The organism is Kitasatospora sp. NPDC050463, from assembly GCF_040655255.1.
Lineage (GTDB): Bacteria > Actinomycetota > Actinomycetes > Streptomycetales > Streptomycetaceae > Kitasatospora.
In genome coordinates this window covers 104468-127188 of record NZ_JBFAJO010000002.1, presented here as the reverse complement: position 1 = coordinate 127188, position 22721 = coordinate 104468, and the positions used below count along the sequence as shown (strand labels likewise).

Below are 22721 nucleotides of genomic sequence, written 5' to 3'. Positions count from 1 at the left end.
GTCGGCCCCATCGTCCGTCCTCCGCACGGGGGCCGCATGCCGGGAGCAGGGGGCCGGGACAGGCGGCGGCGGACCGCCCCGCCTGGGTGGCAGGGCGGTCCCGGCGGTCAGCGGGCGCCGAAGTCGGCGTTCCAGGAGGCGGTGCCCGTCCGGGCCAGACCGACCTCGGTGTAGTCGCCGAGCATGATGTTCAGGTGGAGGGGCGACCTGATCCAGCCGTCGACGGCGGCGTCTATGTCGGTGGGTCCGTAGAAGGCGATCTCGCCGAACGCCCTGGAGGTGTAGCCGAGGCCACTCGCGATGCTCCCCGAGTCGCAGAAGTGGCCCGAGACGCGGCGCTGGTCCATCTGGTCGGCGTTGCACTTGGCGGCCTGGGCGAGCGTCTGGTTGAGCCGCACCGCCGACCTGCCGTTCTGGGCGCGGACGGCGTTGAGCCGATCGAGGAAGCGCTGCTCGACGGAGGTGCCCGTGCCCGTACCCGGCCCGCTCAGGTCGAACCGCTGGGACATGCTGCCGTCACAGTTCTCGACGGTGACCTCCCGGTCGAGGCCGTGGTACGTCAGGCAGCGGTTGTCGCGGGCGTTGTGGAGGTAGCTGCCGCCCTCGGCGGCGGACTCCAGGGTCCACTGCTGGTTGTCGCCCGCCCACCAGTGGATGAACTGGGTGGACCGGCCGTCGTTGGTGTCCATCTCCAGGACGCGCTCGGTGCCGTTGACGTTGCGGGCGAAGTCGACCCGGCCGCCCGGCTTGTTGGAGATCCAGAACGAGGTGGAGGCGTCCCGGTAGTTGCGGGCGACGATCCGGGAGCCCTCGCCGTCGGAGCTGGCCAGCGCGTGGTGGTTCTGGTGGTCCTGGATCGTGATCATCTGCTCGACCACGGTCGTCGTCGCGGCGTTCGCCGGCGCGGCGATCAGCGTGAGGCCGCTCACGGAAAGCGCGGAGGCGGCGAGCGCCAGCCCCGCCGACCGGGTGCGGGGTCGGCGGCGGAGGTTGCGGGTGGAGGGGTGGGACACGGGGTTTCTCCTGTGGGTGGGTGGGTGGGCGGTGGGCGTCGGCGCGGCTGCGCCTGCGGCCGGCGCCGCCCGGGGAGGCCGGGCCGTCGGTGGGGTGCGGCTTACTTGGGCATCTCGTTCCACAGCTGCTGGGCGCTCTTGCCGGTGAGCTGGACCCAGATCTGGTCGCTGTAGTTCGTGGTGTTCAGCAGGTGCGCCAGGTCGGGCTTGCCGTAGGTCTTCGAGACGTGGTCGACGAACCGGGCGGTCGCCTGGTAGCCGCTGTCGTAGTTGGTGCCCGGGCCGAAGTGCTGGGCGCCGGTGCCCGGCTGGAAGTTGTAGTTGCGCACCCAGTCCGCCAGGCCCTCGCTCAGCCAGCCCGGGCGGGAGGTCGGGTTGTCCCAGACCGCGACGTGCACGGCCTCGTGCACCAGGAAGCCGGTGTCGTTCCGGTTGCCCCGGGTGTAGTCGATGTTGACGTGGACCTCCTTCACGCCGTTGCGGACCGTGGCGTAGGCGGGGTAGTCCTTGAGCGTCGGATCGAAGATGATCTTGAAGTAGGCGGGGGCGGCGAAGGCCCCCTTGGTGAGCAGGTTGGAGATCGTCGGGTAGTAGCCCGCGACGGTCTGCTTCTGCTGCTCCAGCCACGGGCCGAGGTCCGGGGCCTGCGAGTAGTCCAGGTCGATGGTCGGGCGGTCGGTGGTCGGCGGGGTGGTGCCGGTGGCGCGGTCGAGGTTCCAGGACTGCGCCGGGTCCCCGGCGTCGCAGGAGGTGACCTTGGCGTTCAGGTCCGCGCCGCGGGCCAGGCAGAGGTTGGTGTCCGAGACGCTGTGCAGCAGCCAGGCCCGGCCGTTGCCCATCGAGGTGTTCTCCAGCCACCACTTCTGGTTGTCCGCGCCGACGTAGTTCCAGGCGCCGACGGTGTTCCTGGCCCGGTCGCGGTCGACCGCGTTGTTGGTGCCGGGCACCTTGACCGACCAGGCGCCGTTGCCCTCGTCCTTGACCGACCAGACCTGCTGGGCGGAGGACTCGTTCCAGTCGCGGACCACCACGTTGGAGCCGGCGTTCCGGCTGTCCCACTGGAGGGCGCCGCCCGCATGGCTGGAGATCCGGTAGTCGGTGCCGCTGGACGGCAGCGGCTCGGCCGCGTTCGCGGTCCCGGCGCCGAAGGTCAGCCCGGACACGACGGTCGCGGCGGACAGGACGGCGGCGGCAGCCGTCCGACGGGTGATCATCTCGGAGTTCTCCTCTCGGGCGGCTCCCCTTGAACCGGCCTGCGGCACATGTCACCGGGCGGCGGTGTACAGGGCGTCGACGGGTCGTCAACAAGGGCGTTGACGAGGGCGGTGACGAGGGCGTCGACGGGCGGTCGGCTGTCCGGGCGCTGGTGGCGGTCGTCGGCAAGTCAGCGTTTATTCGCAGGTGAGAGGGTCGTGGATGCCACCGAGGGCCCGGCCCGGGCCCATGGCGGCGGGCGCGAGGACGAACGGGGTCGGGGAGGATCATGCGTGGGACCACGCTCGGGGACCGCTATCGGCTGGACGAGTGGCTCGGCGGTGGCTCGATGGGCGATGTCTGGCTCGCCGAGGACGAGGTGCTCGGCCGCCGTGTGGCCGTCAAGGTCCTGAAGCCCGCGCTGCTGGACGAACCCGGCTTCGCGGAGCGCTTCCACGAGGAGGCCCGGGTGATGGCCCGGCTGCGGCACCCCGGCATCGTCGGCGTGCACGACTTCGGCTCCGGCCGCACGGACGGCGGCCAGTCCTGGACCACGGCCTGGGGGAACACCGGCCGCCCCATCGCGTACCTGGTCATGGAGCTGATCGACGGCGAGCCACTGAGCAAGATCCTGGAACGGCGAGGACTGCTCACCACCGAGGAGACGCTCGGAATGGCCCTCCAGGTGCTGGCGGCGCTCCAGGCGGCGCACGGGGCCGGCGTCGTCCACCGGGACATCAAGCCGGCCAACCTGATGGTCCGCGAGGAACGCGTGGTCATCGCCGACTTCGGCATCGCCCGTCCCGGCTGCGACACCCGGCTCACCGTGCCCGGGATGGTGCTCGGCACCGCCGCGTACCAGGCGCCGGAGCAGGCCTCCACCGGCACCGTCGGCGCCTCGGCCGACCTGTACGCGCTCGGCGTCGTCCTCTACGAGTGCCTCTCGGGGCGGCTGCCGTTCCACGGGCAGAGCGCGCTGGAGGTGATCCTCAAGCACCTGACCGAGCCCGCGCCACCGCTGCCGGCGGACGTCCCGGCGCCGGTCCGGGCCCTGGTCGAACGGGCGATGGCGAAGGACCCGGCCGAGCGCTGGCCGGACGCCGCCGCCATGGCGGCCGCCACCCGGGCGGCCCTCGACGGGGAACCGGTCGAGGGACCGGCGGTGGGCACCGTGGGGCGTGCGGTGGTCGCGGCCGCGGCGCGCCCGGCGGTCGTCACCGGGGCGACCCCCGTCACGCCCCGCCCCGCCGGCCGGTGGCGGGCGGCCCTCGGCGGCCGCCGCCGACGGACCCTGATCGCGGCGGGGGCCGTCCTGCTCTGCTGCGTGATCACCGCCGGTGCGGCCACCGCGCTGCGCCTCCACGGGGACGGCGCCGCCGCTGACGGCGGGTCGGCCGACGGCGAGGCGCCGAAACCCGTGCCCGGCCTGGCCGTCCCGCTCTCCGCCACCGCCGGCCAGGCCTCCGAGTCGGGCGCGCCGTCCTCGCCCGGCGCCGCCACGGCCTCGGGGTCGCCCGCACCGCCCACGCCGGGCGCGCCGGTGGTTCCGGTGGGGCCGGGACCGGTGGTGGGAAGCGGACCTGCGGCCACGCCCGGCGGCGGGGCGCCGGACACCCCCGGCGCCCGGGGCGGCGCATCGAACGACGCCACGCGACCGTCGACCGGTGCGCCGCCCGCACCGACCGGGGCGGCCCCGTCGTCGCCCGGCGACCCGGCCCCCGCACCCGCCTACACGGCGGCTCCCCCGCCGCCGGCCTACCGCACGACACCGCCGCCCTCGCTGTCGCCCGCCCCGGCCTACACGGGGGCTCCCCCGCCCGTCTACACCCCTCCGCCGAACTACAGCACTCCGCCCATCAAGCCGCCGACGCAGCCCGTCGGCCCGCTGCCGCCGCGCGCGCGGCTGAGCAACGGCGGGTCCGTCCTGTACGACCAGGGGGCCCTCGACCAGGACGGCAACCCCGTCGTCATGGCCCGCGACGACGGTGGCCCCGCCGCCCTCTGGACGCTGGGCCCGAACCAGGGCGGCGGGTACTACCTGGCCAACGGCGCCACCCAGGGCGCGCGGGTGCTGACCCTGGAGGAGACGACCTCCCGCGCGCAGCTGTGGCACTCACCGCCCTACAGCTCGAACCAGATCTGGTCGATGCTGCCGGTGGCCGGGGGCTACATGATCATCATTGCCAAGGACTCGTCACGCTGCCTGTCCGCGGTGGGCTCCTCGGTGCCCGCCGCCGTCCGGCCCTGCGACGGCTCGCCCGGCCAGATCTGGACGGTCACCGCCGCCTGACCGCCGCCCCCCGGTCCCGTGACCGCCCCCCGGCCCCGTGACCGGGGGGGGCGGCGTCAGCTCAGGCCGGGAGCCAGGAGGGCCAGCGCTGCCGGGCCGGGCCGGCGGGGTGGTCGTCGCCGAGCAGGGGCAGCAGGCGCTCGGCCTCGGGCGAGCCGATCGCGGCCAGGATGCCGTGCGCCTCCGCCCAGTACGAGCGGGCCCGGGACAGGTCTCCGGCCGGGCCCGGGCCGCCGAAGCGGCGGTCCGCGAGGGCGTCGCCCAGCGCGGCGAGGGCCAGACCGCGGCCCCGGTGGTCGCCGTCCAGGGTCAGCGCCTCGAGCGCGCGGCCCGCCGCCTCGACCGCCTCCGCAGCGCGTCCGGCCGCGCGCAGCGACTCGCCGAGCCGCAGCAGGATGCGGCCGGTCCGGCGGTGGTCGGACGGCTCGGTCAGGGCGAGCGCGGCCCGCTGGTGGGCGACCGCCTGGTCGTGCTCGCCGCGGTCGTGGGCGATCGTCCCGAGCGAGTCCCGGGCGCGTGACTCCAGCTCACGGTCGGCCAGTTGATGGCTGACCAGCAACGACTGGTCGACCACCCGGTTCGCCGCGTCGAACCGACCCTGCCGGGTGAACGCCCCCGCCAGGTTGAGAAGTTCGGCGGCCAGCGCGCGCCGGTCGCCGACCCGCTCCCAGACCGAGACGGCGGCCGAGAACCCGGTCACCGCCTCGTCGGGGCGGTCGATCTGGACGAAGCAGGCGGCCAGTGAGCCGTGCGCGAGCGCGAGCAGCGGCTGCGACAGCCCGTGCGTGGTGCACAGGTCCCGGGCCCGGAGCAGCTCGGCGAGCGCCGAGGGCGCGGAGCCGACCTCGGTCAGCAGCCGGCCGAGCACCAGGCGGGCCCGGGCCTCCGCCGTCCGATCGCGCTCGTTCAGGGCGGCGCGCAACAGGGCGTTGGCGGCGTGGCCGAGCGGCCGGGTGGCATGGCCGGAGTCGGCCAGCAGGCAGCAGCCCAGCAGCAGTTCGGCGAGCCGGTCGAGGGCCCCGGGGGTGCCGGCGGGGCGGCCCGGGAGCTTGGCGCACTGGCTCACCAGCGCACCGACGGCCAGGTACTCCCCGACGGCGAGTGCGGACCGTGCCGCCGACGTCCCGAGCGCGGCCGACACCCGCGCGTGGTAGTGGTCCGCGAGCCGGGCCACGGCGCCCGCCGCCTCGTCGGCGCCCGCCGGCGGGCCGCCGCCGTTCCGGCTGCCGCCGTCCTGGTTGAAGTCCTGGCCGCTGTCCTGGCCGCCGTGCTGGCCGTGGTCCTGGCCGACCCGCTGGGCGAAGGCCCGCAGCAGGTCGTGGTAGCGGTAGTGGTCGGGGTGCGCCGCGATCTCCAGCATCGAGCAGTCCACCAGGCACTCGGCGAGCTCCACGGCGGCCGGTTCGGGCAGGTCCAGCACGGCGGCGACCGCCGCCGGCGACAGGTCGGGCACCTCCGGGACGGCCAGCAGCCGGAAGGCGCGGGCCTGTTCGGGGTCCAGCTGGTCGTAGCCGAACCGGAAGGAGGACTCGACGGCGAGGTCCCCGCTGCGCAGTGCGTCCAGCCGGTACCGGTCGCAGGTGAGTTTCGCCAACAGCCGGGCGATGGTCCAGCCCGGGCGGCAGGCCAGCCGGGCGGCCAGGATCCGCACCGCCAGCGGTAGTTGGCCGCAGAGCCGGACGAGTTCGCGGGCCGGCTCCTGCTCGGCCGCCACCCGCTCGGCGCCGACCACCCGGGTCAGCAGGGTGACCGCCTCCTCGGCCGGGAGGACCGCCAGTTCGGTGAAGCGGGCGTTGGGCAGCGCCCCGAGCCGGGTCCGGCTGGTGACCAGGACGGAGCAGCCCGCACTGCCCGGCAGCAGCGGCCGGATCTGCTCGGCGTCGCGCGCGTTGTCGAGCAGCACGAGGACACGGCGGCCGGAGAGCAGCGAGCGGTAGCGGGCCGACCGTTCGGCGAGACCCGCCGGGATCGCCTCCCCGACGACGCCGAAGGAGCGCAGGAAGACCGCCAGCGCCTCCTCGGGGCGGGTCGGGCGGCCGTCCGCGCCGTGCAGATCGAGGTAGAGCTGGCCGTCCGGGAACTCGGCGGCGAGGCTGTGCGCGACGTGGACGGCGAGCGCGGTCTTGCCGACCCCGCCCATGCCGGCGACGGCCGCCACGGGTACGCTGCCCGGCTCCCGCAGGGCGGCGCGCAGCACCTCGGCCTCCGCCTGTCGACCGGTGAAGTCAGCAGTGCTGGCGGGGAGTTGGGCCGGGACGAGAGTGGACACCGGGTCCGGCCCGGCGGCCGGCGGGCCGGTCGGCGCCGGGGGTGGGAGAAGGGCCGTCCGCCCCGCCGGCGCCGCCAGGGTCTCGTCCGCCGCGAGGATCCGGGCGTGCAGGTCGCGCAACCCCGACCCGGCGCCCACGCCCAGTTCGGTGCGGAGCCGGCGGTCGGCCGCCCGGTACACCGCGAGCGCCTCGGCCTGCCGGCCGGAGCGGAAGAGTGCGAGCATCAGCAGCTCCGAGAGCCGCTCGCGCAGCGGGTGTTCCTCGACGACCGCGCTCAGCTCGGCGACCGACTCGGTCGACCGGCCGCTGTCGACCTCCGCCTCCAGGCACAACTCCGTGACGGTGAGCCGCCGTTCGTCCCACTCCCGGCGCTGGCGCTGCGCGTAGGGGCCGGGCAGCCCGGACATCGGCTCGCCGCGCCACAGCGCCAGCGCCGTCCGCAGCGTGGCGGCGGCCTCGAAGTGGTGCCCGTTCGCGCGCCGGGCCCGGGCCTCGGTCAGCAGCGACTCGCACCGCGCGGTGTCGAGGCCGCCCCCGACTGCGAGCAGGTACCCGCCGCCGACCGAGGTCAGCGCCTCCGCCCCGAGCACCCGCCGCAGCCGGTGCACGTACGTCCGGACGACCCCGGTGGCCCTGGCGGGCGGCTCGTCGCCCCACAGGTCGTCGATCAGCTGAGCCCCCGAGACGTGCCGGCCCGACCGGAACAGCAGGGCGAGCAGCAGGCTCTGCTGCTGCGGCGACCCGAGCGACAGCTCGACCTCGCCCTGCCACCCCCGTACCGGCCCGAGCACCGCGAACCGCAGTCCGCCCGATGTGCCGTCCTCGCCTGCCAACCGACTTCCCCCTCCACCCGATGACATGTCCCCATCGGCATGATACCGATCGACATTCCCCCTGCTCAGACCACGTTCGGCAGGGTTCGGCGACGCGTGGTACGCCGATGGGAGATGACGGGGTGTCCGGCTGAACAGACCCGGCGTTGCGCTGCGGTCATGCCACCGGCCGGTGCGTCCCCGCCCGTTCCGGCCGATGTGGTGCCGAGGGGGGCGGTACGCGGCCCTTCAGCAGCTCGGGCCGGATCCGGATGGTCAGCTGATCGGCGGGTCGGTCTGCCGGGGCGTGCTCGCGCTGTGCCGCTGCGCGGGGGAGGGGCCGTTGGTCCCCCGGTGGCGGCCGGCGGGCCCGGTTCCGGCTCGGGGATCCCCCGGAACGAGGACCGCGTCAGAGGGCGGGCCGGGCGTAGCGCGGGTCCTGGTTGCCGAGGTAGACCACGGTCATGGTGAGCCGGACCGGCTGAGCGGTCGGGTTCCGGTAGACGTGGGCCCGGTCGCCCCGGATGCGTATCGACCCGCCTTCCGGGACGTGGAACGAGGCTCCGCCGACCTCGACTTCGAGTTCTCCCTGATGCAGGTGGATCAACTCGCGAGTGCCGGGGGGATGGGCGTGCGAGCCGATCTCGTCGTTCGGCGCGATGACGAAGTCCCACAGTTCGACGAACGGCGCCTGGCCGTCGTTGATGAGCAGCCTCGCCTCGCTGGCACGTCCGGCCCGCCGGACGTCGATGTCGGCGGCGGTCGTCACGTGGCCGAGATCGTCGGGCGGTTCGACGAGCTGTCCGATGGAGATCCCCAGGGTGGCGCAGATGCGGGCGACCGTCGCGATGCTGGGATTGGTCTGCCCGGTTTCGATCTGCTGGAGCATGCCGCGGCTGACTCCGCTGCGAGAGGCGAGGTCTTCCAGGCGCCAGCCGCGCTCTCTTCTTCCCGCCCGCAGATTCGCCGCCAACGTGGCACTGACCGCCTCTGCCGGATCTGTTGACACCGCACTGCCTCCGCGACCAGGATGTTGTATCTGACTTCCGAGATAATGTATCCGAGGGGGCCGAGCATGACGAGCCAGAACCCAGCCACTCATCCGGACGTCCGGTTCTGTCTGGAGGGGGTCGGGGTGGCCGCGCCCGGTTGGAAGACGCTCGTCGTCACCGCGACAGCCGACAGCGCCGCCGACCCGCAGGACATCTGGGCGCTCTGGAGCGACCTGGGCAGCTGGCCGTCCTGGTCGCCGTTGCACCAGCGCACCGAATGGACCGGACCGCCGGGATTCGTGGCGGGTGCGACCTTCGACCAGACGCTCCGCCTCGGCTTTCCCGCCGGAACCACGACCGACCACGTGACCGTCGCCATCGCCGAGTCCGCTCACCGCGTCTCCTGGTCCGGCGATGTCAACGGGGTGCGCTCCTGCCATCTGTGGACCTTCACCGCGCGGGTCGGAGGGGGAACCCGAATCGGCAATACCGAGGTGTTCGACGGCACGGTCATCGGCCTGACGAAGCCGATGATCGCCGCGCGCTGGCGGCGCCAGTTCCGGCAAGCCGTCGACACACTCGCGAGCAGGGCGGCGCAAGCCCACCGCTGAGAGCGCTGCTGCCGGCCGGCGCACCGGGTTCCGCCGCGCTCGCGCCGGCGAGCGAGCTCGCATACGGGGGCGGCCGTCGAGACGGCCCGAGTGACCGCTCCTGACCGCCCGGGATGACAGTGCGTCATGATGCTGGCATGCCAGATGAACAGATCACCCCGCGCGCCATCGCCGACAGCCACCTCGACCAGGTCGCGGCGCACGACCCGCTGGAATCCGCGTGGCTGGGCCTGCACCCCGGCGACGACCGGCAGCCGGACCTCTCGCCGGAGGGCTTCGAGGCCCACGCCGAGATAGCACGCCGTACCCTCGCCGCACTCGACGCCGCCCCGGTGACGGCCGATCCCGCCGAGCTGGCCTGCGCCAGGCTGCTGCGGGAGCGACTCACCGCCGAACTCGCCGTCCAGGACGCCGGTGACAACTACCGTCAGCTGCGGGCGATCGGCGCCCACGTCCACCAGGTCCGGGACATCTTCACCTTCATGCCCACCGCCACCGACGAGGACTGGGCGGCCGTGGCCGGGCGACTGCGCAACCTCCCCGGCGCGCTGGACGGTTACCGGGCCACCCTCACCGAGGGGATCGCCCGGGACCTGCTCGCCGCCCCGCGTCAGGTGGAGGTGGTCATCGGCCAGCTCACCGCCTGGACCGGAGGAACGGCCGAACGGGCGGCCGGACCGCAGGCGGGCGCCGGCGCCGGCTGGTTCGCCGGCTTCGTCGCGGGCGGTCCCGAACCACTCCGCGCCGAACTGGACGCCGCCGCCCTGCGGGCCACCGCCGCGGTCGCGGAGTTCCGGGACTGGATGCGGGACACCTACGCCCCCGCCGCCGCCGGCACGCCGGACGCCGTCGGTCCCGAGCGCTACCTGCGTGCCGCCCGCTACAACACCGGCGCCGACCTCGACCTGGAGGAGGCGTACGACTGGGCCTGGAGCGAGTTCCACCGCACGCTCGCCGACATGCGGGCCGCGGCCGCCGGCATCCTGCCCGGCTCGACTCCGCTGGAGGCCATGCACCACCTGGAGCGGCACGGCCACGCGGTCAAGGGCGAGGAGGGCATCCGCGACTGGCTGCAGCAGCTCATGGACGGGGCGATCGACGCCCTCGACGGCCGCCACTTCGACATCACCGGCCCGATACGCAAGGTCGAGTCCCTGATCGCGCCCGCGGGCAGCGTCGGAGGGCCCTACTACTCGGGCCCCAGCCTCGACTTCAGCCGCCCGGGCCGGACCTACCTGCCCACCCTCGGCCGGGATTCCTTCCCGACCTGGCAGCTCGTCAGCACCTGGTACCACGAGGGCGTGCCGGGCCACCACCTGCAGCTCGCCCAGTGGGTCGCGGTGGCCGACCGGCTGAGCCGCTACCAGGCCACGCTGGGCATCGTCAGCGCCAACATCGAGGGTTGGGCCCTGTACGCCGAGCGGCTCATGGACGACCTGGGGTTCTTCGCCGAACCCGGCCGCCGCATGGGCTTCCTGGACGCGCAGATGCTGCGGACCATCCGGGTGATCATCGACATCGGGATGCACCTGCGGCTCGCCATCCCCGCCGACTGCGGCTTCCATCCCGGCGAGCGCTGGACCCCGGCCCTGGCCACGGAGTTCATGGCCACCTACCACGGCGCCTCGGCCGAGGAGCGGAGCGGCCAGATCGACCGCTACCTGGGCTGGCCGGGCCAGGCCATCGGGTACAAGCTCGGCGAACGCGTCTGGCTGGCGGGTCGCGAAGCCGCCCGGCGGCGCCAGGGCGCCTCCTTCGACCTCAAGGCCTGGCACATGAAGGCCCTCTCCCAGGGCTCCCTGGGGCTGGACGATCTGGCCGGCAACCTCTCGGCGCTGTAGGTCCCCACAGCGCGGGACGAGCCGCGCACCGCCGGACCGCGCTGTCCTGGCAGGGCGGGGAGCCCTCCGGGACAGCGCCCCGGGATCCGATCTGACGGTCTTTCATACGCTGATCACCGGACGCCAGCTGGACGCCAATTCCACTGCAATTGCACTACGTTGAGGATGGTTTGGTTCCGCTTCCCGGTCGGTAGCATCCGACGGGGCCCCGCCGGGGCCTCGCCCCGCGGACCTGTGTGTGCCGCGGGTGGAGAGGCGTGAGCATGTGGTATCGCAGGAAGACCGGGGCCGGGCGCTTATCCGGTCGCTCGGTGGTGGCCGTGGCGATCGTGCTGGGGCTGGGTGCGGGATCGGCGGGGGCGGCCGGGGCGGCTCCGTCGCCCGTGCGGGCGAGCGCCGCGGCTCAGGGGGTGCAGGCGCCGCTGATCGACTCCGTGCAGCCGTTCGCCGCCGGCACGGTGCAGGTGACCGTCACTCCCGGGGACACCGCCCAGGAAGCGGTGGCCCGCGTCGACGTGTCCGCGTACGCGCTGGACGCGGACGGCAACGCCACCGGCGTGCCGGTCGCCACCGGCACGGTGCGGAACCCGGCCCCGGCCAACCCGCCGGTGGTCGAGATCAGCGGCCTGACCAACGACGTCAACTACGCGTTCAAGGCCACCGAGACCACCGCCGGCGGCACCGTCTCCGGCGTGTCGCCCGCCTTCATCGGCGGCCCGCAGACGCCCAGGGCGCCGCTCGCCCCCACCCTGGCCACCCTCCTGGGCCGGGACGGCGGGCTCCTCGTCGCCTGGAACCCCGCCCACCCCAACGGCTCGCCCGTGACCGGCTACACCGTCACGGCGACGCCGAACGGCCCGGGTGCCAGCGTGACCGTGAACGTGGCCGGCGACGTGCAGAGCGCCGCCGTCACCGGGCTGGTCGACAACAGGTACTACTTCGTCACGGTCACCGCGACCAACGCCGCCGGGACCAGCCCGGCCGGCACATCCGACAGCCAGACCACCGGCGCCAACTCCAACGGCACCGTGCTCACCAGGCCCGCCTACACCGCCGGCGTCCCGCAGGACGTGACCGCCGCGCCACCACCCGTCGGCGCGGACGGCAGCCAGCCCGACCCGACCGCACTGAAGGTGAGTTGGGAAGCGCCGCTCGACGACGGCGGCAACACCCTCACGCACTACACCGTCGACGCCACCGCCTCCGGCCGACCGCCCGTCACGGTCACCGTGCCGGCCGCCGCGAAGCAGACGACGCTGACCTCACTGGCCCCGGGCGTCGAGTACGCGATCACGGTCACCGCCATCCAGCAGGACGGCGCGCGCGGCGCCACCAGCGCCGTGGTCAAGGCCGCGCCCGCCCCGGTCCTCGCGCCCGGCACCGTGATGCTGTCCGCGGCCTCGGCGGCCGCCGTCACCAAGGTCGCCGGCGGCACCGTGGTGTTCACCGACCCGCCCGCCCAGGTGACCGGCCTGAAGGTGAAGAACGTCATCGTCGTAGGGCAGAGCACCAACCCGCTGCTCTACGGCGGGCTGCTGCGCACGGTGGAGAAGATCAGCACCGTCGGTGGCGTGGTGACCCTCACCACCAGCCAGGCCGCGCTGGAGCAGGCCTTCCTGAACCTGGACTTCACCGCCACCGGTAGTCGGCTGGCCTCCGGGCCCGAGGGCTACCGGATCACGATGCTCAACCCCGACATCCAGGCGTCGGTGGCGTCCCAGGGCTCCGGCATGGTCGCGAACAAGACCTTCACTCTCGACCTGGCCGAGAAGCTCACCAACGATCCCAAGATGAAGGAGCGGCTGGGCAGCAACACCTCGGTCACCGCGAAGCTCACCGCGGCACTGAGCCTGAGCACCGACTGGTCGGCCACCGCCGGTCTCGAACGCGATCCCACCTACTACACCGTGGATCCCCGCGGTTACACCTTGACCTACGACTTCACCGCGACAGCGACCGCGAAGGCGTCGATCGAAGGCGAACTGGGCGTCGCCTACAAGCACGAGACGAAGCGCGATCCGCTGCTGACCATCAAGCCGGCGAGCTGCCTGACGGTGTACGCGGTCGTGCTGTGCCCCTCGCTGACGGTGTACACCGAGACCTCGATCGACGGATCGATCAAGTTCTCGTTCTCCGCCTCCTACGAGCGGACGATGGGCGGCAAGATCAGCCGTGACAACACCGGGACGGTCCACAAGACGGACCTGACCAAGGACCCCGTCACCAAGTTCGACTACTCGCTGGACGCGGCGGCCAAGGTCACCTTCGCCTTCCCCGTGGCGCTCGAGATCCTCGTCTACAACCTCGTGGGCCCGCGGCTGGAGATCACGCCCGCCATCGAGATCAGCGCGGACACCTCCGCCAATCCATGGCTGACGGTGAAAGCACCGCTGAAGGTCGCGCTGTTCTTCGTCGTCGACTTCAAGGTCGCCAGCATCTCCGCCGGCGGCGAGTTGTACAACAACTCCTTCACCCTGTACACGGCCCCCGGGCCGTTCCCCGGGCCGACCCTCTCCGGCGGCACGGCCCTCGCCCCGGGCGCACGTAGCGCACCGCCCTCCGAGAGCCTGACCGCGGCGGCCCAGCAGCACCAGTACACGGTGAACTGGCCGGCAGGATGCGACCCCGGCCAGGCGGTCACCTGGTCCATGGCACCCGGCTCGCTGGGCACCGTCGACCAGAACGGCCTCTACAGCCCGCCGCAGCCGCGCCCCAGCCACTACGTCGACCTGGTCACCGCCACCACCGCGGGGACGCCCACCTGCCCGACGGCCACCGCCCAGGCGGCCGTCCACCACGGGTCGACCCTCCCGGGCGCCCCCAAGCACCCCGCGATCAGCGCGGACGGCTCGACCGTCAGCTGGACCGCGCCCGCCGACAGCGGCAGCGCCATCCAGGAGTACGTGGTGACCGTGGTGCACGATCCCAGTGACCCGGCCGGTGCCGAAACGGTCCTGGGGACGGTGCCCGGCACCGCGACGTCACTGGCCGTCCCGGCCGACCGCGTCGCGCAGATCGAGGCGGACCACGCCAGGGTGCAGGTCACCGCGGTGAACGAGCGCGGGCAGGGCCCCGCCTCCGCCCTGTCGCACCCCGCCCCGTCCACCAACCTCCTGCCCTTCGTGGCCAAGACGGAGGGAACCGCGAACGGCGGCACCCTCTACGTGACGCCCCATATGGTCAACGTGGGCACGAGCGACGCCACGAACGTCCGCTACCGGCTCAGCTACCCCGAGGGCTTCACCAGCCGCACCAACCCCTCCGCGTGCACCGTCGACCAGACCCAGCGGCTCCTCACCTGTGACATGGTGGACATCGCCGCCGGCCACCAGACGATCACCCCGCTGATCTCGTTCACCGTCGGCCAGCTGACCCCGGGCACCAGCTACCCGCTGACCATGACCCGCCTGTCGGCCAGCCCCTACCCGAGCGATCCCAACAACGGCACGATGACCCTGCTCTGCACCGCCGACACCGCCGGCAAGGTCACCTGCGCCTGACGGTCCCCAGCGGCACGGAACCGGCTGTCCGCCGACCCCCGGCTCCTTCGGGGGTCGGCGGACACCTCGCGGTGGGCGGCCTCGTACGCTTCGACGCCGCCGGGTCGGATGCGGGTGTGCGGGGCGACCCTCATGCGGTCTCCGTCAGGATGACGACGTCGAGGACCCGCGGGCCGTGGACTCCTTCGACCCGGTCGAGTTCGATGTCGCTCGTGGCCGAGGGACCGGAGACGAACGTCAGTGGGCGGGTCGGGTCGAGCAGGGCGACGGCTTCGGGGACGTCGCCGACGATCTGCTCCGCGCGCACGACGCACAGGTGGTGGTCGGGCAGCAGGGTCAGGGCGCGTCGGCCCTGGCCGGGGCCGGCGTCGAGCACGATGGTGCCGGTGACGGCGATGCCGAGTGCGGCGGTGGTCACCACCGTGTCGGCCGCGTCGAGGTCGGTGATGCTCAGGGGCGGGGTGTCACGCAGCCAGGTCCGGGTGTCGGCGGGAAGCCACTCGCTCGGGAAGCCGTCCGGTACCACCGCCCGGGTCACCCCACGGTCGGCGAGGGTGCGGCGGATCGCCTCGGCGGCCTGCGAGACGTCCGCCCGCAGCACGGTCGCGCGGTAGTCGGCGACCCGTTCGGCGAAGAGGTCGACGAGGTCGCCGTCGGCGTGGCTGCGCCGGTGGTCGCGGGGTACCGGAACGTCCTCGGGGTTCTCGGTGGCGGGGACGTCCGCCAGTGCCGCCCTGATCCGGCCGAGCACGGTCTCACGGCTGCTCACTCCTGCTCTCCCTCACGGTTCTTGCGCCACCAGGTGCGGAACGACTCGGTCGGCGGCGCGGGCGTGTCCCGGCTGTCGGACCAGCCGCGGAACGGTCCGGGCAGCCGTCCGATCCGGCCCCGCCGGGCGAGGAGGCGGCCGCCGAGTGCGGCGGCCCGCTGGGCGTACCCCAGTCGGGCGGGCGAGATCAGGACGGCGGTGGCGGCCTTCATGGCCAGTGACTCGGGGCTCGGCAGCCGGCTGCCCGCCCGCTTGGCCTCGACCACCTCGGCCCGCAGGTGGGTGAGGACCTGGGGAATGTCGATCTTCACGGGGCAGGCGTCGTAGCAGGCCCCGCAGAGCGTGGAGGCGAACGGCAGCGAGGCCGCGTGCTCCACGCCGACGAGCTGCGGGGTCAGGACCGCGCCGATCGGTCCCGGGTAGACGGAGCCGTAGGCGTGGCCGCCGGTGCGCTCGTAGACGGGGCAGACGTTGAGGCAGGCCGAGCAGCGGATGCAGTTCAGCACCTGCCGGCCGACGGTGTCGGCCAGGGTGTCGCTGCGGCCGTTGTCGAGCAGGACGAGGTGGAAGGTGTGCGGACCGTCGCCCGGGGTCACACCGGTCCAGGTGGACGTGTACGGGTTCATCCGCTCGCCGGTGGAGGAGCGGGGGAGGAGCTGGAGGAAGACCTCCAGGTCGCGCCAGGTCGGCACGACCTTCTCGATGCCCATCACAGTGATCAGCGTCCCGGGCAGGGTCAGGCACATCCGGCCGTTGCCCTCGGACTCCACGACGGTGACGGTACCGGTGTCCGCGCAGGCGAAGTTGGCTCCCGACACGGCGACCTTCGCCCGGAGGAACTTCTCCCGCAGGTGCAGCCGGGCCGCCTCCGCGAGGGCCGCCGGGTCGTCGGCGAGCCCCTCGGGAGCCGGGCGGCCCCAGCGGGCCATCTCGGTGGCGAAGAGATCGCGGATCTGGGTGCGGTTCTTGTGGATCGCCGGGACGAGGATGTGCGAGGGGCGGTCGTCGGCGAGCTGGACGATCAGCTCGGCCAGGTCGGTCTCGTACGCGGCGATGCCGGCTTCGGCGAGGGCCTCGTTGAGGCCGATCTCCTGGGTCGCCATCGACTTGATCTTGACGACTTCCCGCTCGCCGGTGGCCCGGACCAGCTCGGTGACGATCCGGTTCGCCTCGGCGGCGTTCGCGGCCCAGTGCACCACGCCGCCCGCGCGCGTGACGGACTCCTCCAACTGCTCAAGATAGAACGGCAGATGGCGTAGCGTCCGGCGTTTGATCGCCTCGCCGGTGGCCCGCAGGGCCTCCCAGTCGTCCAGTTCCCCGGTGACCCGGAGGCGCTTGTCGCGGATGGTGGTGGTCACCCGGCGGAGGTTGGTCCGCAGCCGGGTGTCGCCGAGGGCGGTGCGGGCGGCCTCGGGGAACGCCGGGCTGCCGAGGAACACCACGCCGCGGCCGTCCATCCTGCCGCTCATCGTGCGTCGCCTTCCGTGGCGGCCAGGATCTCGGCCAGGTGCATGGTCCGTACCGCCGAGCCCTGGCGGGAGAGTCCGCCGCCGATGTGCATCAGACAGGAGTTGTCCGCCGCGCAGAGCACGTCCGCGCCCGTGGCGGTGACCTCGCTCGTCTTGTCGGCGAGCATGGCGGCGGAAGTCGCCGCGTTCTTGACGGCGAACGTGCCGCCGAAGCCGCAGCAGGAGTCGGGCCGTTCCAGGTCGACCAGCTCCAGGCCGCGTACCGCGCGCAGCAGCCGCCCGGGGCGGTCGCCCAGCCGAAGCCCGCGCAGCGAGTGGCAGGTCGGATGGTAGGCGACGCGGTGCGCAAAGGCGGCGCCGACGTCCGTCACCTTCAGGACGTCGGTCAGGAACTCGGTGAACTCGTGCACCTTGGGCACCAGTTCACCCACCTCGCGGCGGAGCCGGTCGGGACCGTACCGGCCGGCGAGCACCGGGTGGTTCTCCCGGACCATGCCCGCGCACGACGCGGACGGCGTCACCACCGCGTCGTACTCGCCGAAGGTCCGGACGAACCCGGCCACCAGCGGCATCGCGTCCGCACGGTAGCCGGTGTTGAAGTGCATCTGCCCGCAGCAGGTCTGGGCCTCGGGGAACTCGACGGTGTGGCCGAGCCGCTCCAGGATCCGGACCACGGCCTTGCCGGTGTCGGGGAAGAGCGTGTCGTTGAAGCAGGTGATGAAGAGGGCGATGCGCATCAGGGGCCGTCCTTCGGTACCGGGACGTCGGCCGACAGCAGGCCCGACGCCTTCAGATCCGCCCAGAGAGCGTCCGGGATCGGGAGATCGAACTGCCGCGCGGCGTCGGTGATCTCGTCCGCGTTGCGGGCGCCGACCAGCACGCTCGCCACGGCCGGGTGGCCGAGCGCGAACCGGACGGCGGCAGCCCGCAGAGGCACACCGTACCGCGCGCAGACCTCCTGCATCCGCAACGCCCGCTCCACCAACTCCGGTGGGGCGGGCGTGTAGTCGAAGGTCGCACCCGGCCGGGGATCGGCCAGCACACCCGAGTTGAACACCCCGCCGACCACCACCGAGACACCCCGCCCCGCTGCGGCCGGCAGCAGATCCGCCAGCGCCGACCGGTCGAGCAGGGTGTACCGGCCGGCCAGCAGCACCACGTCGACGTCCGTCTCGCGGACGAACCGGGTGAGGGCGGCGGACTGGTTCATCCCCGCACCGATCGCCCCGACCACGCCCTCGGCACGCAACTGCCGCAGTGCCGGGAGCGCCTCGGCGACGGCCTGGTCGAGGTGGTCGTCCGGGTCGTGGAGGTAGACCGTGTCGACGTGGTCCACCCCCAGGCGCAGCAGGCTCTGCTCCAGGCCGCGCCGTACCCCGTCGGCGCTGAAGTCCCAGCGGCGTCGTTGCGTGGCGGGGACGGCGAAGCCGTCGGCGAGGTCGTCGCCGACCGGCTCGGCGACGGGTTCCAGCAGCCGGCCGACCTTGGTGGAGAGCTGGTACTCCGCTCGGGGGCGGCCGCGCAGGGCCTGTCCGAGCCGCCGCTCGGACAGGCCCAGTCCATAGTGCGGCGCGGTGTCGAAGGTGCGGACACCCGCCGCCCAGGCGGCGTCGACCGCCGCGGTGGCGGTGGCGTCGTCGACCGCGGTGAAGAGGTTGCCGAGCGCGGCGCCGCCGAAGGAGAGCCGGGTGGAGGTGACGGCGCTACGGCCGAGCCGGACCTGCCGCATCGGGTGCCTCCTCACTGTCCGGCCGGCCGCAGCCGGAGCTCGGCCATGCCGCCGTCGACGGCCAGGGCCGTGGCGGTGACGGACGCGGCGGCGGGGGAGGCCAGGTAGGCGATGGCGGCGGCGACCTCCTCGGCCGTCACGAGGCGTCCGGTGGGCTGGCGGGCGGCGAGAGCGGCGCGCTCGGCGGCCGGGTCGGTGGCCGCGTCCAGGAGGCGGCCGACCCACGGGGTGTCCACGGTCCCCGGGTTGACGCAGTTGACGCGGATGCCCTCCCGGACGTGGTCGGCGGCCATCGCGAGAGTCAGCGAGAGGACGGCGCCCTTGCTGGCCGAGTACAGCGCGCGCTGCGGCAGGCCGACGGTGGCGGCGACGGAGCAGGTGTTGACCACGGAGGCGTGGGCGGAGGCCCGCAGGTGGGGCAGGGCGGCCCGGGTGCTGCGGACGATGCCGAGCACGTTGATGTCCAGCACCCGGTGCCACTGCTCGTCGTCGTTGTCCTCGACGGTTCCGACCGCGCCGATGCCCGCGTTGTTGACCAGGATGTCGAGACCGCCGAGCGCCAGGGCCGCGGCCTCGACGGCCGTGCGCACGGAGCTGTCGTCGGAGAGGTCGGCGCGGAAGCCGAGCGGGCCGTCGCCCGGGTCCAGATCCAGCACCGCGACCCGCGCGCCGTGCTCGGCGAGGAGGTGGGCGGTGGCACGTCCGATGCCCGAACCGCCGCCGGTGACGAGGGCGGTCAGGCCGTCCAGGCCGGTCATGCCGCACGCTCCGTCCGCTGGGCGAGGTCGGCGGCCCAGAACGTGCCGTTCGGGTAGCGGAAGGTGCCGAGGGATTCAGGGTGCATGGTGGCGGAGAAGCCGGGCGCGGTGGGCGCGGTGTAGTGCCCCGACCGGATGACCACCGGGTCGGTGAAGTGCTGGTGGAGGTGGTCGACGTACTCGATGACGCGGTCCTCGGTCGTGCCGGAGAGCGCCAGGTAGTCGAACATCGAGAGGTGCTGGACCAGTTCGCACAGGCCCACCCCGCCGGCGTGCGGGCAGACCGGCACCCCGAACTTCGCGGCCAGCAGCAGGATGGCGAGGTTCTCGTTGACGCCGCCGACCCGGGCGGAGTCCAGTTGGAGGATGTCGATGGCACCGGCCTGGAGCAGTTGCTTGAAGACGATGCGGTTCTGCACGTGCTCCCCGGTGGCGACCTTCACCGGCGTGACCGCGCGGCGGATGGTGGCGTGGCCGAGGATGTCGTCGGGGCTGGTGGGCTCCTCGATCCAGAACGGGTCGAACTCGGCCAACGCGTTGGTCCATTGGACGGCTTCGGCGACGTTCCAGCGCTGGTTGGCGTCGATCGCCATCCGGATGTCCGGGCCGACCGCGGCGCGAGCGGCACGGCAGCGCCGGACGTCGTCGGCGAGATCGGCGCCGACCTTCAGCTTGATCTGGGTGAAGCCGTCCGCGACCGCCTGCTCGGCGAGTCGGGTCAGTTTCTCGTCGCTGTAGCCGAGCCAGCCCGGAGAGGTGGTGTACGCGGGGTAGCCGTGTTCGCGCAGGTGGGCCTCGCGCCCGGCGGAGCCGCTTCGCCCGGCCTTCAGTAGGGCCAGCGCCTCCTCGGGGGCGAGCGCGTCCGTGATGTAGCGGAAGTCGACCTGCGAGACCAGCCACTCGGGCTCGGCGTCGGCGAGCAGCTTCCACAGGGGCTTGCCCTCGCGCTTGGCGGCGAGGTCCCAGACCGCGTTGACGACGGCGCCGATGGCCATGTGCATCACGCCCTTCTCCGGGCCGAGCCAGCGCAGTTGGCTGTCCCCGATCAGGTCGCGACTGAGCTCGCCCGGGTCGGCGCACAGCTCCTCCACCGACCGTCCGACCACGTGGTGGCGGAGTGCGTTGATCGCGGCCACCTGGACGTCGTTGCCCCGGCCGATGGTGAAGGTGAAGCCGTGACCCTCCAATCCGTCGCCGGCGTCGGTGCGCAGCACCAGGTAGGCGGCCGAGTAGTCCGGGTCGGGGTTCATAGCGTCCGAGCCGTCGAGCTCGCGCGAGGTGGGGAACCGGATGTCGTACGTGTCGACGGCGGAGATCCGCGGGGTGACCGAAGGCAAGGGGCCGGCCCTTTCAGCGGGAACGGGAGGCGCTCAGGCCTGGGCGAAGGTCTGGGACTGTCGGCCGAGGCCGTCGATGGCCAGCTCGACGGTGTCGCCGGCGCGCAGGTACGGGGTGCCGGGCAGGCCGAGGGCGACCCCGGCCGGGGTACCGGTGTTGATCACGTCGCCCGGATTGAGCACCATGTACTGGCTCAGGTACCAGACGAGGTGTGCCACGTCGAAGACCATGTTCTTGGTGCTGCCGTCCTGGCGGGGTTCGCCGTTCACGGACAGGCGCAGGCCGAGGGCCTGGGGGTCGGCGACCTCGTCCGCGGTGACCAGCCAGGGGCCGAGCGGGTTGAAGGTCTCGCAGGACTTGCCGAGGTCCCACTGCGGCGAGAAGTCGAGCTGGAACTCGCGCTCGGAGACGTCGTTGCTGATCGCGTAGCCCCCGATCACCGCCGCAGCGTCCTCGGGGGAGTCCAGGTAGCGGGCCTGACGGCCGATCACGACGGCGAGTTCGACCTCCCAGTCGGTCCTGGTGGAGCCGCGGGGGATCAGCACCCGGTCGTACGCACCGACCACGGTGGCCGGGTCCTTCATGAACACCACCGGACGGGCCGGGATGGCGGCACCGGTCTCCTCCGCGTGATCACGGTAGTTCAGGCCGACGCAGATGACCTTGCCGGGGCGGGCGATCGGGGCGCCCACGCGCAGGCCCTCGGTGTCCAGCGGCGGGAGGACGCCCGCCGCCAGCGCCGCGCGGACCCGCTCGACGCCGCCGTCCGCCAGGAACGGTCCGTCGATGTCCGGGGTGAGAGCGCCGAGGGCGTACGTCCGGCCGTCACCGTCCTGGACGGCGGGGACCTCCTGGCCGACGGGCCCGAGTCGGAGGAGCTTCATGGAAAACCTCCTGTCAATGCGGAGTTCCAGCCCGCGAAAGAGGCAGACATCCGATGAATCCGCGTGCCTTGACCATAGGAGCACTCCGGGGCGAAGTGCAAGGATCCATCCGAGGTCTGTCCGGGTCCGGGTGGGCGTCGACGTCGAGCTGGCAGTAACGGTGCAGGTCGGCCGGCGGCAACCACCAGGTCACGGCGGGGATTCATCCGAGGTCTCCACGTGTCAGTGGGATGACGGACTCGTCAGCTCCTCGGTGCCGCACGGCGTCCGAGGAATCCGGACCGTCCCGCAACCCGCTGCGGGCGGCGGTGCGGACCCTCGCCGCGATGCGGATCCTGGTCGCGGGACAGGGTGCCGGTACCAACGTCTCCGGTCTCGACGCCGTTGAGGACCGGCTCGCCGCCGGCTCCCCGAGGTGAGCACCGGACGTCTGAGGCCGTCCCCCGGGGAGGAGGACGGCCTCAATCCTTGTGCTGCTCCAGCAGGCCGCCGAGTGGGTCCGGCCGGTCCGGTTGGACGTGTGGCGCCGGCCGGTCGGCTAGCGCGGCGGCAGGGCGGAGGCGGACGATCCGAGCGTCTTGCGCAGCCACTGCTCCACGCCGGCGACATGCACCGTGGCCCAGGCGTGGGCGAGGTCCGGCCGACGGGTTTCGATGGCGGACAGGATCGCCTCGTGCTGCTCCCTGGTGCGCTCGACGGCCCCCTCCTCGGTGACCCCGCGCCAGATCCGGGCGCGGGTGGTCGGCCCGGAGAGCCCCTCGACCAGCGAGCAGAGCACCGCATTGCCGGAACCGGCGGCGATCCGCTGATGGAAGTCCAGATCGTTGGCGATCAGTTCGTCCAGCGTGGGCTCGTCGCCCAGGCTGTCGAGCACGGTCCGCAGACCGGCGACGTCCTCGTCCGACATGAGGCTCGCGGCCATCGCCGTCGCGGCCGGTTCCAGGATGCGTCGTACCTCCAGGAAGTCCAGCACCGTGTTGTCCTGGTGGAAGTCGACCACGAAGCCCAGCGCGTCCAGCAGCAGATCGGGTTCCAGGCTGGTCACGTAGGTACCGTCGCCCTGGCGGACATCGAGCACCCTGATCAGCGAGAGGGCCTTCACGGCCTCGCGCAGCGAACTGCGGGAGAGGCCGAGCCGTTCGGCGAGTTCGGCCTCCTTGGGCAGCCTCGCCCCGGGACGCAGTTCGCCACTGACGATCATCGCCTTGATCTTGTCGATCGCCTCGTCGGTGACCGGCACGCGCATCCGCT

The 22721-nt window shown here is 73.1% G+C and carries 16 protein-coding genes; 4 read left to right on the top strand and 12 right to left on the bottom strand.

From position 1 onward, the window contains the following. Positions 1 to 107: 107 nt before the first annotated feature. Positions 108 to 1013 (bottom strand): CAP domain-containing protein, encoded by a 906-nt coding sequence (locus AB0J08_RS02235; RefSeq protein ID WP_360625463.1) that lies wholly within the window; start codon positions 1011 to 1013, stop codon positions 108 to 110. A 101-nt stretch (positions 1014 to 1114) separates the two neighbouring features. Beyond that, complete coding sequence (locus AB0J08_RS02230) at positions 1115 to 2227, bottom strand: basic secretory protein-like protein (protein WP_360625460.1); 1113 nt, start codon at positions 2225 to 2227, stop codon at positions 1115 to 1117. Positions 2228 to 2496: 269 nt separating this feature from the next. Between AB0J08_RS02230 and AB0J08_RS02225 the strand changes: the two genes are divergently transcribed. Beyond that, positions 2497 to 4497 carry a protein kinase gene (locus AB0J08_RS02225; protein ID WP_360625457.1) on the top strand — a complete coding sequence of 667 codons (2001 nt, stop codon included), beginning with the start codon at positions 2497 to 2499 and terminating at the stop codon, positions 4495 to 4497. 61 nt (positions 4498 to 4558) lie between these two features. On the opposite strand, the gene AB0J08_RS02220 is transcribed toward AB0J08_RS02225, so the two are convergent. Further along, positions 4559 to 7600, bottom strand: a complete 3042-nt coding sequence (locus AB0J08_RS02220; RefSeq protein WP_360625454.1) for a BTAD domain-containing putative transcriptional regulator — start codon at positions 7598 to 7600, stop codon at positions 4559 to 4561. 388 nt (positions 7601 to 7988) lie between these two features. Next, positions 7989 to 8681, bottom strand: coding sequence for an XRE family transcriptional regulator (locus AB0J08_RS02215; RefSeq protein ID WP_360625451.1), 693 nt, complete (start codon positions 8679 to 8681; stop codon positions 7989 to 7991). A 33-nt stretch (positions 8682 to 8714) separates the two neighbouring features. On the opposite strand from AB0J08_RS02215, the gene AB0J08_RS02210 reads away from it, so the two are divergent. The 3 genes from AB0J08_RS02210 (at position 8715) to AB0J08_RS02200 (ending at position 14523) form a co-directional block, all read left to right on the top strand. After that, a complete protein-coding gene (locus AB0J08_RS02210) occupies positions 8715 to 9182 on the top strand; it encodes an SRPBCC family protein (RefSeq protein ID WP_360625448.1) in 468 nt (155 codons plus the stop codon). A 137-nt stretch (positions 9183 to 9319) separates the two neighbouring features. Continuing rightward, positions 9320 to 11023, top strand: a complete 1704-nt coding sequence (locus tag AB0J08_RS02205; protein WP_360625445.1) for a DUF885 domain-containing protein — start codon at positions 9320 to 9322, stop codon at positions 11021 to 11023. 320 nt (positions 11024 to 11343) lie between these two features. Continuing rightward, on the top strand, positions 11344 to 14523 hold the full coding sequence (locus AB0J08_RS02200; protein ID WP_360625442.1) for a fibronectin type III domain-containing protein: 3180 nt from the start codon (positions 11344 to 11346) through the stop codon (positions 14521 to 14523). A 130-nt stretch (positions 14524 to 14653) separates the two neighbouring features. On the opposite strand, the gene AB0J08_RS02195 is transcribed toward AB0J08_RS02200, so the two are convergent. From AB0J08_RS02195 to AB0J08_RS02160, 8 genes are all read right to left on the bottom strand, one after another. Continuing rightward, positions 14654 to 15292 carry a lactate utilization protein C gene (locus tag AB0J08_RS02195; RefSeq protein WP_360625439.1) on the bottom strand — a complete coding sequence of 213 codons (639 nt, stop codon included), beginning with the start codon at positions 15290 to 15292 and terminating at the stop codon, positions 14654 to 14656. Further along, positions 15289 to 16761 (bottom strand): LutB/LldF family L-lactate oxidation iron-sulfur protein, encoded by a 1473-nt coding sequence (locus AB0J08_RS02190; RefSeq protein ID WP_360625436.1) that lies wholly within the window; start codon positions 16759 to 16761, stop codon positions 15289 to 15291. Before AB0J08_RS02190 ends, AB0J08_RS02195 begins: the two co-directional genes overlap by 4 nt. Then, on the bottom strand, positions 16758 to 17498 hold the full coding sequence (locus AB0J08_RS02185; RefSeq protein WP_360625433.1) for a (Fe-S)-binding protein: 741 nt from the start codon (positions 17496 to 17498) through the stop codon (positions 16758 to 16760). Before AB0J08_RS02185 ends, AB0J08_RS02190 begins: the two co-directional genes overlap by 4 nt. Next, positions 17498 to 18490, bottom strand: coding sequence for an aldo/keto reductase (locus AB0J08_RS02180; RefSeq protein WP_360625430.1), 993 nt, complete (start codon positions 18488 to 18490; stop codon positions 17498 to 17500). Before AB0J08_RS02180 ends, AB0J08_RS02185 begins: the two co-directional genes overlap by 1 nt. Positions 18491 to 18501: 11 nt before the next feature. After that, on the bottom strand, positions 18502 to 19248 hold the full coding sequence (locus AB0J08_RS02175; RefSeq protein WP_360625427.1) for an SDR family oxidoreductase: 747 nt from the start codon (positions 19246 to 19248) through the stop codon (positions 18502 to 18504). After that, entirely contained in the window at positions 19245 to 20585 is a 1341-nt protein-coding gene (locus AB0J08_RS02170) for an L-fuconate dehydratase (RefSeq protein WP_360625424.1), read from the bottom strand. The genes AB0J08_RS02175 and AB0J08_RS02170 overlap by 4 nt, the downstream gene beginning before the upstream one ends. A 33-nt stretch (positions 20586 to 20618) precedes the next feature. After that, positions 20619 to 21470 (bottom strand): fumarylacetoacetate hydrolase family protein, encoded by an 852-nt coding sequence (locus tag AB0J08_RS02165; protein ID WP_360625421.1) that lies wholly within the window; start codon positions 21468 to 21470, stop codon positions 20619 to 20621. Positions 21471 to 22008: 538 nt separating this feature from the next. After that, a complete protein-coding gene (locus AB0J08_RS02160) occupies positions 22009 to 22710 on the bottom strand; it encodes a FadR/GntR family transcriptional regulator (RefSeq protein WP_360625418.1) in 702 nt (233 codons plus the stop codon). Positions 22711 to 22721 lie beyond the last annotated feature (11 nt).

What these genes read in the sequence shown, in the direction of transcription:
- AB0J08_RS02165 (WP_360625421.1), bottom strand. Translation starts at nt 21,470, where the DNA reads ATGAAGCTCCTCCGACTCGGGCCCGTCGGCCAGGAGGTCCCCGCCGTC.
- AB0J08_RS02215 (WP_360625451.1), bottom strand. Translation starts at nt 8,681, where the DNA reads ATGAGTGGCTGGGTTCTGGCTCGTCATGCTCGGCCCCCTCGGATACAT.
- AB0J08_RS02185 (WP_360625433.1), bottom strand. Translation starts at nt 17,498, where the DNA reads ATGCGCATCGCCCTCTTCATCACCTGCTTCAACGACACGCTCTTCCCC.
- AB0J08_RS02180 (WP_360625430.1), bottom strand. Translation starts at nt 18,490, where the DNA reads ATGCGGCAGGTCCGGCTCGGCCGTAGCGCCGTCACCTCCACCCGGCTC.
- AB0J08_RS02190 (WP_360625436.1), bottom strand. Translation starts at nt 16,761, where the DNA reads ATGAGCGGCAGGATGGACGGCCGCGGCGTGGTGTTCCTCGGCAGCCCG.
- AB0J08_RS02230 (WP_360625460.1), bottom strand. Translation starts at nt 2,227, where the DNA reads ATGATCACCCGTCGGACGGCTGCCGCCGCCGTCCTGTCCGCCGCGACC.
- AB0J08_RS02205 (WP_360625445.1), top strand. Translation starts at nt 9,320, where the DNA reads ATGCCAGATGAACAGATCACCCCGCGCGCCATCGCCGACAGCCACCTC.
- AB0J08_RS02175 (WP_360625427.1), bottom strand. Translation starts at nt 19,248, where the DNA reads ATGACCGGCCTGGACGGCCTGACCGCCCTCGTCACCGGCGGCGGTTCG.
- AB0J08_RS02225 (WP_360625457.1), top strand. Translation starts at nt 2,497, where the DNA reads ATGCGTGGGACCACGCTCGGGGACCGCTATCGGCTGGACGAGTGGCTC.